This window comes from Streptomyces sp. NPDC058291 (assembly GCF_042880855.1).
GTDB lineage: Bacteria > Actinomycetota > Actinomycetes > Streptomycetales > Streptomycetaceae > Streptomyces.
The window spans coordinates 1-8818 of record NZ_JBHVYK010000067.1 but is presented as its reverse complement, the minus strand read 5'-3'; the positions used below and the strand labels follow the sequence as shown (position 1 = coordinate 8818).

Below are 8818 nucleotides of genomic sequence, written 5' to 3'. Positions count from 1 at the left end.
GGGGGTGGGGGGCCTCTTTTTCCGGGGCCCCCCCCCCCCCCCCGTGACACACCCCCCCCGCTGGGCGGGCGGGGGGGCCGCCGCCCGGCGGGGCCCCCCCGTGACCGCCAGGTCGCGGGGGCCCCGGCTCATTCCGGGCTCAGGGAGGCCTGCACCGGGAGGTGATCGCTCGGGTACCGGCCGTCGACGTTGAAGGTGTCGGCCCACGCGCGGTGGACCGTGACGCCGGGCGTCGCCAGGATCCAGTCGATGCGGTCCCCGCCCGGCGTCAGCGGCCCGTACCCGTGGAACGTGGCGTACGCCGCGCCCCGCGCGCGTGCCGTGTCCCAGGTGTCCACCAGGCCGGTGGCGAGCAGCGCCTCGTACACCAAACTGTCGTGTGCGACGGCGTTGAAGTCGCCGGTCACCAGCAGCGGCAGCGCGGGGTCGAACCGGGCGATCCGTGCGGCGATCAGGGCCGCGGCGCGCACGCGCGCGTACGCGCTCGCGTCGTCGAGGTGGGTGTTGAGGACGATGAACTCCCGCCCGGCCGCCAGGAGGTCGCGGAAGCGCACCCAGGTCACCATCCGGGGGTGGCCCCCGCCCCAGGTGTTGGAGCCGCGCACCTGCGGGGTGTCCGACAGCCAGAAGTGCTCGTGCTCGGCCGGGGCGAGCCGGCGGGTGTCGTAGAAGACGGCCACCGCCTCGTCGGCGCCCGCCGTGCGGGCGGCGCCGATCCAGTCGTGGTGCGGACCGAGATCGGCCGCGAGGTGGCGCAGCTGGCGCGGCCGCCCCTCCTGGGTGCCGATGACGTGCGGGGCCGCGCGGTGCAGCAACGCGCTCATCACCGGCCGGCGCTCCGCCCAGCTGTGGGGCTTCTTGCGGGAAGCGAAGCGGAGGTTGAAGGTCATGACCTCCAGCGGGGGCGCGGGCGCGGACGACGCCCCGTGCGACCGGCTCTCCTGCCGTGCGGCTGCGTCTCCCGCCACGCCGGACAGGGGGACGGCGGCCACGGCGGCTGCCGTGGTCCTCGGTCCCGCCCGCCGGTTCGGCCCGCTCCTGCCCCTCATGCGCTCCCTCGGCTCCCCTCGGCTCCCGCTCGTCTCGTGAGTCAGGATGAAGGGGAGAACCCTCGTACGGAAGAGGGCGGGGTGCGGCGGCGAACGGGTGGGACCACGCCGTGGACAGGGTATTGACCGCCCGAAGCGGCACAGATAGCTTCGCTGTACGGATTGATGATTCCGTACAGCGGAAAAGGGGAGGATGCGGCATGGGCCAGGGTCAGCAGGAGACGGTCGCGACGAGCCTCGCGGGCGCCGTCAGCGAGGAGATCAGCGCCTCCCTCGCCCCGGTCGACGCGGAACTCGACCGCCTCTACCCCGGAGACCCCGGCACCCGTCAGCCGGTCCACACCGTCTACGTCCCCGGTGACGCCTTCGAGGCCGACACCATCCGCACCTGGGGCGACCGGGCCCTCGCGGCCCTCGACGAGCACGCCCCCGACGCCGCCTCCTTCGCCGCCTGTCTCGGACTGTCGGGCGAACTCGCCGAACCGGTGTACACACGCGTGCGGGCCAAACTGGAGCGCGAGCCCGTAGAGGACCTGCGCGTCGACTTCGAGGACGGCTACGGGTCCCGCCCCGACGCGGAGGAGGACGCGACGACCGCCCGGGCGGCCCGACTGATCGCCGAGGCCTACGCCGCGGGCGCCGCGGCGCCCTGCATGGGCATCCGCGTCAAGTGCATGGAGGCCGCGGTGCGCGACCGCGGCATCCGCACGCTCGACGTCTTCCTCACCGGCCTGATGGAGGCCGGCGGCCTGCCCGACGGGCTGGTCCTCACCCTGCCGAAAGTCACCTGTCCCGAGCAGGTCACGGCCATGGTCCGGCTGCTGGAGGCCTTCGAGAAGGCGCGCGGGCTGGACGCCGGGCGGCTAGGCTTCGAGATCCAGATCGAGACCAGCCAGGCCATCCTCGCCGCCGACGGCACCGCGACCGTCGCCCGCATGATCCAGGCGGCCGAGGGCCGGGCCACCGGCCTGCACTACGGCACCTTCGACTACAGCGCCTGCCTCGGGGTCTCCGCCGCCCACCAGGCCAGTGACCACCCCGCCGCCGACCACGCGAAGGCGGTCATGCAGGTCGCCGCGGCCGGCACCGGCGTACGGGTCTCGGACGGCTCCACGAACGTCCTGCCGGTCGGTTCCACGTCGCAGGTCCACGGCGCCTGGCGACTGCACTACGGCCTCACCCGCCGCGCCCTCGCCCGTGCCTACTACCAGGGCTGGGACATGCACCCCGGCCATCTCCCCACCCGCTACGCGGCCGTCTTCGCCTTCTACCGCGAGGGTTTCGCCCAGGCCGCCGAGCGCCTGTCCCGCTACGCCCACCGGACCGGCGGCGACGTCATGGACGAACCGGCGACCGCCAAGGCCCTCAGCGGCTATCTGCTGCGCGGCCTCGACTGCGGCGCCCTCGACCTCGCCGAGGTGACCGGCGCGACCGGGCTGACCCGGACCGCCCTGGAGGGCTTCGCCGCGCCGCGCCGGGGCGATCTGACGGCCTCGGCGTCGTAGGGGCGCGGAACCGGTCACCTGGCGGGCGCACGGCCGGCCGGGACGGGGTCGCCCCGGCCGGCCGCCCGCCGTGCGGCACTACGACCGTGACGGTGACTGCGACGGCTGCTGCGGAGCGGGGAAGGTGTACGGGGTGGTGATGATCTCCATCCCGTGCCCGGAGGGATCCAGGAAGTACAGGCCCCGGCCGCCGTGGTGATGGTTGATCTCACCCGGCAGCCTGCCGTGCGGATCCGCGAAGTAGGTGATCCCGCCCCGCTCGATCCGGTCGAACGCGGCGTCGAACTCGTCGTCGGAGACGAGGAACGCGTAGTGCTGGACGGCGATGGACTCCGCCGGGACGGTGGCGAAGTCCAGGGTGACCTTGTTGCCGGTGTCGACGGGAATGAACGGGCCCCACTCGGCTCCGACTTCAAGTCCCAGAACGTGGGCGAGGAACTCGGCCGACTCCCGGTTGTCACGGGAGTGGACGATGGTGTGGTTCAGCTCGACTGACATGTGTGGAATGCCTCCGTAAGGCAAACTCACGGGCGCCTCCATGCCTCACCCGGTCGGTGACCGACACGCGACGCCGTCCGAACACCCTAACGGACGCGCAGGTGTTCCAGTCCGGAGACGGTCACCAGGTTCTCCTCCACGAACACCTCGGCGCCCCGCTCGCGCCGTCGCGCGTCGGCCCGGGCCCGACGGCAGAACTCCTCCGGCGTCTCACCGAACAGCCGCCTCAACGCCGCCGACCCGGAGAGGAGTTCGGTGATCAGGGCACGCTGGCCTGGATGGCTGCGCGGGACGCCCGAACCGCTGTGCAGGACCCCGTGGTGATTCACGTAGGCGAAGGTCTCCAGGAGAGCCTCGCCGTTCTCCAGCTCGACCCGGACATGCGGCGCGGGCAGCAGGACCCGGTCGTAGTTCGGCTCGGTGGCGTCCAGTGTGGCGAGTTGGTCCGCGTCCAGCCAGATCACGAACAACTGCGCTGTGCAGCCCGGGGCGTTGACGGGGGAGGCGGAGATGTAACCGGGGCCGCTGATGTGCGCCGACACGCCCACGTCGATGCCCGTCACGCGCGCACGCACCATCGGAACGGGCGAGACGACGTCGAACTCGGCCATCTTGTGCCGCAGTTGGGCGGGGCTGGCATTGGAGCCGACGGCCACCACCGGCGTCCGGCCGGGATGGGTGAGGCGCTCCAGCGGCAGCAGTTCGTCCCCGTCGAGCAGCCCTGACCCGCTCGGCCAGGCGCCGGGATAGCTCAGCGGATGGTCGCGGGGCGCGTCGGCCAGGCCCAGCGCCTCCAGCGTACGGCGCTCGCCGCGGGCGTCCCTGGGCGTGTCGGGGGCGTCCATGACCGCTCAGTCCGCCGGCGGCAGCTCGCCCGAGCCGCGGGTGATCAACCGGGTCGGCAGCTCGATGCGTTCGGGGACGAGCAGCGTGCCGTCCAACTGCCGGAACAGGCGGTCGGCGGCGGTGCGGCCGAGCGCGGCCGCGTCCTGGGCGACGACGGTCACCGCCGGCTGGAGGAGGTCGGCGAGTTCGAGGTCGTCGAAAGCCACCAGGGCCACCCGGCGGGTCTGCTCGGCGAGGACCCGGATCACGGTGACCGTCACCCGGTTGTTCCCCGAGAAGACCGCGGTGACCGGCGCGGTCCCCGACAGCATCTCCTCGGCCGCGCGGCGCACCCGCGCCGGGTCGGTGGCGCCCAGGGACATCCAGGCGTCCTCCACGCCTATCCCCGCGTCCTCCATCGCCGCGCGGTAGCCGCGCAGGCGCTCCGCGGCGGTGTGGATGCGCGGCATGTCGCCGATGAAGCCGATCCGGCGGTGCCCCTGCGCGACGAGGTGGGCCACCCCCGCGCGGGCGCCGCCGAAGTTGTCCGACAGCACGCAGTCGGCGTCGATCCGGCCGGCCGGCCGGTCGACGAAGACCGTCGCGACCCCGGCCTTCATCTCGGGCTCCAGATACCGGTGGTCGTCGCCGGCCGGGATCACCACCAGGCCGTCCACCCGGCGCGCGCACAGAGCCAGCGCCAGTTCCTGCTCGCGGTCCGGGTCCTCGGCGCTGGAGCCGTTGATGAGCAGCGCGCCGTGCGCGCGGGCGACTTCCTCGACCGCCCGGCTGAGCGGCCCGTAGAACGGGTCGGCGAGGTCCTCCAGGATCAGGCCGATGCTGGCGGTGCGCCCCTTGCGCAGCACCCGGGCGCTGTCGTTGCGGCGGAAGCCGAGGGCGTCGATGGACTCCTGGACCCGGCGTTCCGTCTCGGGCGTCACGCCCGCCTCGCCGTTGACCACGCGGGACACGGTCTTGAGGCCCACCCCGGCCCGTGCGGCGACGTCCTTCATCGTGGGACGGTTGCCGTAACGGCTCTCGGGGCGGCGCTGCGTCTCCGGCACGATGCTGTGTCCTGTCCTGTCGTCCACGGGAGGTCGCCATGCCCGCCGTCCGGCCGATCTCGCCGACGGGGCTGCGGTGCCCCAGGGTTTGTATGAGGATGTGGCGTCGAGCATAGAGCCTGGACAACGTTGTCAGATGCGGGAGACACTGTCCACCGCAATCCGGCCCGCGTCCCCCAACCGCTGGACCGGCCAGCCCATTTCCATGGTGGACGGGGAGAACCCAGACAGATGCACACCGACTTCGTGGCCGCGCTCGACATCGGCGGCACCAAGATCGCCGGAGCGCTGGTGGACGGCGACGGCACGATCCTGGCCCGCGTACAGCGCCCCACGCCCGCCCGGGAGGACGGCGACACCGTCATGCGGGCCGTCGAGGAGGTGTTGGGGGAGCTGACGGTCTCGCCGCTGTGGGAGCGCGTCCACGCCGTCGGCATCGGCAGCGCCGGCCCGGTGGACGCCTCCGTCGGCACCGTCAGCCCGGTGAACGTGCCCGGCTGGCGAGGATATCCGCTGGTCGACCGGGTCAGGACGACGACCGGCAACCTCCCGGTCGAGCTGATCGGCGACGGGGTGGCGATCACGGCCGCCGAGCACTGGCAGGGCGCCGCCCGCGGTCACGACAACGCGCTGTGCATGGTGGTCTCCACGGGCGTCGGCGGCGGCCTGGTCCTGGGCGGCCGGCTGCATCCCGGGCCCACGGGCAACGCGGGCCACATCGGTCACATCAGCGTGGACCTCGACGGCGATCCGTGCCCGTGCGGAGCGCGCGGCTGCGTGGAACGCATCGCCAGCGGTCCGAACATCGCCCGCCGGGCGCTGGAGAACGGCTGGCTGCCCGGTCCCGACGGGGACACGTCGGCGGCCGCGGTGGCCGCCGCCGCCCGCGCGGGCGACCCCGTCGCCCTGGCCTCCTTCGAACGGGCAGCCCGGGCGCTGGCCGCCGGCATCGCGGCGACCGCGAACCTGGTCGAGATCGACATCGCGGTGATCGGCGGGGGAGTCGGCAACGCGGGCGAGGTCCTCTTCGCCCCGCTGCGCCGAGCGCTCCGCGACTACGCGACCCTCTCCTTCGCCCAGCGCCTCACGGTGACGCCCGCACAGATGGGCACGGACGCGGGACTCGTGGGAGCGGCGGCGGCCGCACTGGCGAGAGGAACGGCGGCAGGAGTCTGACGCAGCCCAGCAGGAACGTTCCGGCCGAGGCCCGGTCCCGGCCGGCTCAGCCGGTCGAACGGGGACGCGGGGGCGGGGCCGTCCAGCCGCTCCGGGCGGGGACGGGCTCCAGGGCCCGGCGCCAGGCGGGCGGCACGGTGTGCGTCCCCGTGCGGGCCGCGACCACGCCTCCCGCGATGGCGCAGGTCGTGTCGCGGTCGCCCCAGCCGCCCACGGTCCGCCACAGGGCCTCGGGCAGGTCGTCCAGGTGTCCCGCGGCGGACCAGAGGGCGAACGGCACCGTGTCCGCAGCCGAGATCAACGTCCCCGAGCCCAGCACGGACGCCGCGTGACGTACCGAGGTGTGCCCGGGCAGACTCGCCGCGACCAGCAGTCCGGAGCGCACCTCGCTGTCCGGCGCCTGAGCGGCGACCTCTCGCAGGAAGTCCGCCCGCGCCAGGGCGTCCGCGCCCTCGCCGGCGGCTGCCAGCGCGGCGGCGACCGCCACGGCCACCGCGCCCGCGACCGCCTCCGGGTGCGCGTGGGTGGCCAGCGCCGACAGGCGGGCCTGCTCACGGACGGCCGCCGGATCGCCGCTGAACCAGGCCCCCAGCGGTGCGACGCGCATCGCCGCGCCGTTGCCGTGCGAGCCCTGTCCGCCGAACTGTCCGGTCGTCACCGCCCGGTGGTCCTCGCCCTCGGCGATGCGTCGCAGCACCCGGTGCATGGAGGGCCCGTACCCGCGCTGCGGGTCGCGGCCGTACTCCGCGGCGAACTCCCGCGCGAGGCCGTCCGGACGGACCTCCCCGTGCGTGGCCAGATGGGCGAACAGGACGAACGCCATCGCCGAGTCGTCCGTCCACGGCCAGGGCGCCGGCCGCGGCTCCCGGGCCGCCCACAGCGCCTCGGCGGGCTCGTCCGAGCGGGTGAACCAGCTGTCGCCGAAGGCGTCGCCGACGACGAGCCCGTCCAGACTGGCGTGGGCGTGGCGCGGACCGGTCATGGCAGGAGCTCCTCGGGGGCGTGGGCGATCACGGCATTCTCACCGCGGCCGGTGCGCCGCGCGAACGAATCGCCGGGCCGGGCGTGACTCCGCGCGCGCCCGCGCAGTTGATCAGCGCATGAAGAAGCGCAGCATGCTCGCCCTCGCCTCCCTCGCCACCGGCTTCGTCGTCGCGGCGATCAGCCCCTCGCACGGCCTGGGCGCCGAGGACCTCGACGGACTGAACGTCGGCGACAGTCTCAGCACCCTCGACCACACCGTCGCCGGCGACAGCCTGGCCGTGGACGACGACGCGCCGGGGCAGAACGACTGACGGGCGGCGACCGCACCGCGGCGCCGGCGTCCCACCGCTCGGGGCGCCGGCGCCGTCACGTTCGCGCGCCCTCAACGAGAACCGGTTTCCGTGGCAGGCTGGAGCGGGCAAGCCCCAGGGGGCCGACAGAAGAGGGGGAACCGTGACCGTCGTCTGGATCAACGGCGCGTTCGGTGCGGGGAAGACCACCACCGCACGGGAACTGATCGACCTGATCCCGAACAGCACGCTCTTCGACCCCGAGGTCATCGGCGCGGCGCTCCCGCACCTGCTGCCGGCCAAGCGCCTGGCCGAGGTCGGCGACTTCCAGGACCTGCCGATCTGGCGACGGCTGGTGATCGACACGGCCGCCGCGCTGCTCGCCGAGCTGGGCGGCACCCTCGTCGTTCCCATGACCCTGCTGCGCGAGGAGTACCGCGACGAGATCTTCGGCGGTCTCGCGGCCCGCCGGATCGCCGTCCGGCATGTGCTCCTCGCTCCGGCGGAAACGATCCTGCGCGAGCGAATAGCCAACCGGGAGATCCCTGCGGACCTCCCCGACGGCGAGATACGCGTCCGCCAGTGGTCCTACGACCACATCGACCTCTACCGCGCCGCCCTCGCCTCCTGGCTCACCGCCGACGCACACCCGGTCGACAACGGCGCCCTCACCCCCCGCGAGACGGCCGCCCGGATCGCCGAGGCCGTGGGCAGCGGCGCCGCCGCCGCGTGCGACATCGTGCAGACCCCCGAGCCCACCGCCGAGACGCTGGCCGCCGGCGTGCTCCTTTTCGACGAACACGACCGCGTGCTGCTGGTCGACCCCACGTACAAGCCCGGCTGGGAGTTCCCGGGCGGTGTGGTGGAGCCCGGCGAGGCGCCCGCGCGCGCGGGGATGCGCGAGGTGGAGGAGGAGACCGGGATCCGGCTGGCGGACGTGCCCCGGCTGCTGGTCGTCGACTGGGAGCGGCCGGTGCCTCCCGCCTACGGCGGCCTGCGTCTCCTCTTCGACGGCGGCCTGCTCGACGCCGCGGCGATGGCCGGGGTCCTGCTTCCCGGCCCCGAACTGCGCGCCTGGCGCTTCGTCACGGAAGAGGAGGCGGTCGACCTCCTCCCCCCGGTCCGTTACCAGCGGCTGTGCTGGGCGCTTCGAGCCCGTGAGCGCGCGTCCGCGCTCTACCTGGAGGCCGGCGTTCCCCAGTCCTTTCCCCAGTCCTCGGGGATGAGCCCGCCGGCCTGAGTCCAGCGGGCGGAGCATGCGGCGGGTGCGGGTGCGGGTGCGGGTGCGGGTGTGGGTGCTGGTGCCGGTGGGGCCGGTGTGGGTGGTGGGGGGGGGGGCCCCCCCCCCCCCCCGGCGGGCCCCCCCCCCCCCCCCGGCGGGGGGGCCCCCCCCCGGCCGGGGGCGGCACCCCGCCACCCCCCCCCCC

Annotated in this window: 9 protein-coding genes; 4 read left to right on the top strand and 5 right to left on the bottom strand. The window is 74.2% G+C overall.

The window, feature by feature from the left end; genetic code table 11:
• Positions 1 to 128 precede the first annotated feature (128 nt).
• Positions 129 to 1049 (bottom strand): endonuclease/exonuclease/phosphatase family protein, encoded by a 921-nt coding sequence (locus tag ACFVYK_RS27835; protein WP_389778727.1) that lies wholly within the window; start codon positions 1047 to 1049, stop codon positions 129 to 131.
• 200 nt (positions 1050 to 1249) lie between these two features.
• On the opposite strand from ACFVYK_RS27835, the gene ACFVYK_RS27830 reads away from it, so the two are divergent.
• On the top strand, positions 1250 to 2554 hold the full coding sequence (locus ACFVYK_RS27830; RefSeq protein ID WP_389778725.1) for a DUF6986 family protein: 1305 nt from the start codon (positions 1250 to 1252) through the stop codon (positions 2552 to 2554).
• Between the two features lie 78 nt (positions 2555 to 2632).
• Here ACFVYK_RS27830 and ACFVYK_RS27825 read toward each other — a convergent pair whose 3' ends face one another.
• The 3 genes from ACFVYK_RS27825 to ACFVYK_RS27815 all read right to left on the bottom strand — a co-directional run bounded on the left by ACFVYK_RS27825 (position 2633) and on the right by ACFVYK_RS27815 (position 4941).
• Positions 2633 to 3052 (bottom strand): VOC family protein, encoded by a 420-nt coding sequence (locus tag ACFVYK_RS27825; RefSeq protein ID WP_389778723.1) that lies wholly within the window; start codon positions 3050 to 3052, stop codon positions 2633 to 2635.
• 86 nt (positions 3053 to 3138) lie between these two features.
• Positions 3139 to 3897, bottom strand: coding sequence for a hypothetical protein (locus ACFVYK_RS27820; protein WP_389778721.1), 759 nt, complete (start codon positions 3895 to 3897; stop codon positions 3139 to 3141).
• A gap of 6 nt (positions 3898 to 3903) precedes the next feature.
• Positions 3904 to 4941: a LacI family DNA-binding transcriptional regulator gene (locus ACFVYK_RS27815; protein ID WP_389778794.1), complete on the bottom strand. Its 1038-nt coding sequence runs from the start codon at positions 4939 to 4941 to the stop codon at positions 3904 to 3906.
• 231 nt (positions 4942 to 5172) lie between these two features.
• On the opposite strand from ACFVYK_RS27815, the gene ACFVYK_RS27810 reads away from it, so the two are divergent.
• Entirely contained in the window at positions 5173 to 6117 is a 945-nt protein-coding gene (locus ACFVYK_RS27810; protein ID WP_389778719.1) for an ROK family protein, read from the top strand.
• 46 nt (positions 6118 to 6163) lie between these two features.
• On the opposite strand, the gene ACFVYK_RS27805 is transcribed toward ACFVYK_RS27810, so the two are convergent.
• Positions 6164 to 7099 carry an ADP-ribosylglycohydrolase family protein gene (locus tag ACFVYK_RS27805; RefSeq protein ID WP_389778717.1) on the bottom strand — a complete coding sequence of 312 codons (936 nt, stop codon included), beginning with the start codon at positions 7097 to 7099 and terminating at the stop codon, positions 6164 to 6166.
• A gap of 118 nt (positions 7100 to 7217) precedes the next feature.
• Between ACFVYK_RS27805 and ACFVYK_RS27800 the strand changes: the two genes are divergently transcribed.
• On the top strand, positions 7218 to 7412 hold the full coding sequence (locus ACFVYK_RS27800; RefSeq protein WP_389778715.1) for a hypothetical protein: 195 nt from the start codon (positions 7218 to 7220) through the stop codon (positions 7410 to 7412).
• 142 nt (positions 7413 to 7554) lie between these two features.
• A complete protein-coding gene (locus ACFVYK_RS27795) occupies positions 7555 to 8631 on the top strand; it encodes an NUDIX domain-containing protein (RefSeq protein ID WP_389778713.1) in 1077 nt (358 codons plus the stop codon).
• Positions 8632 to 8818 lie beyond the last annotated feature (187 nt).

Excerpts from the sequence above, each read along its gene's own strand:
- ACFVYK_RS27825 (WP_389778723.1), bottom strand. The coding sequence starts at position 3,052 with ATGTCAGTCGAGCTGAACCACACCATCGTCCACTCCCGTGACAACCGG.
- ACFVYK_RS27800 (WP_389778715.1), top strand. The coding sequence starts at position 7,218 with ATGAAGAAGCGCAGCATGCTCGCCCTCGCCTCCCTCGCCACCGGCTTC.
- ACFVYK_RS27835 (WP_389778727.1), bottom strand. The coding sequence starts at position 1,049 with ATGAGGGGCAGGAGCGGGCCGAACCGGCGGGCGGGACCGAGGACCACG.
- ACFVYK_RS27810 (WP_389778719.1), top strand. The coding sequence starts at position 5,173 with ATGCACACCGACTTCGTGGCCGCGCTCGACATCGGCGGCACCAAGATC.
- ACFVYK_RS27805 (WP_389778717.1), bottom strand. The coding sequence starts at position 7,099 with ATGACCGGTCCGCGCCACGCCCACGCCAGTCTGGACGGGCTCGTCGTC.
- ACFVYK_RS27830 (WP_389778725.1), top strand. The coding sequence starts at position 1,250 with ATGGGCCAGGGTCAGCAGGAGACGGTCGCGACGAGCCTCGCGGGCGCC.
- ACFVYK_RS27820 (WP_389778721.1), bottom strand. The coding sequence starts at position 3,897 with ATGGACGCCCCCGACACGCCCAGGGACGCCCGCGGCGAGCGCCGTACG.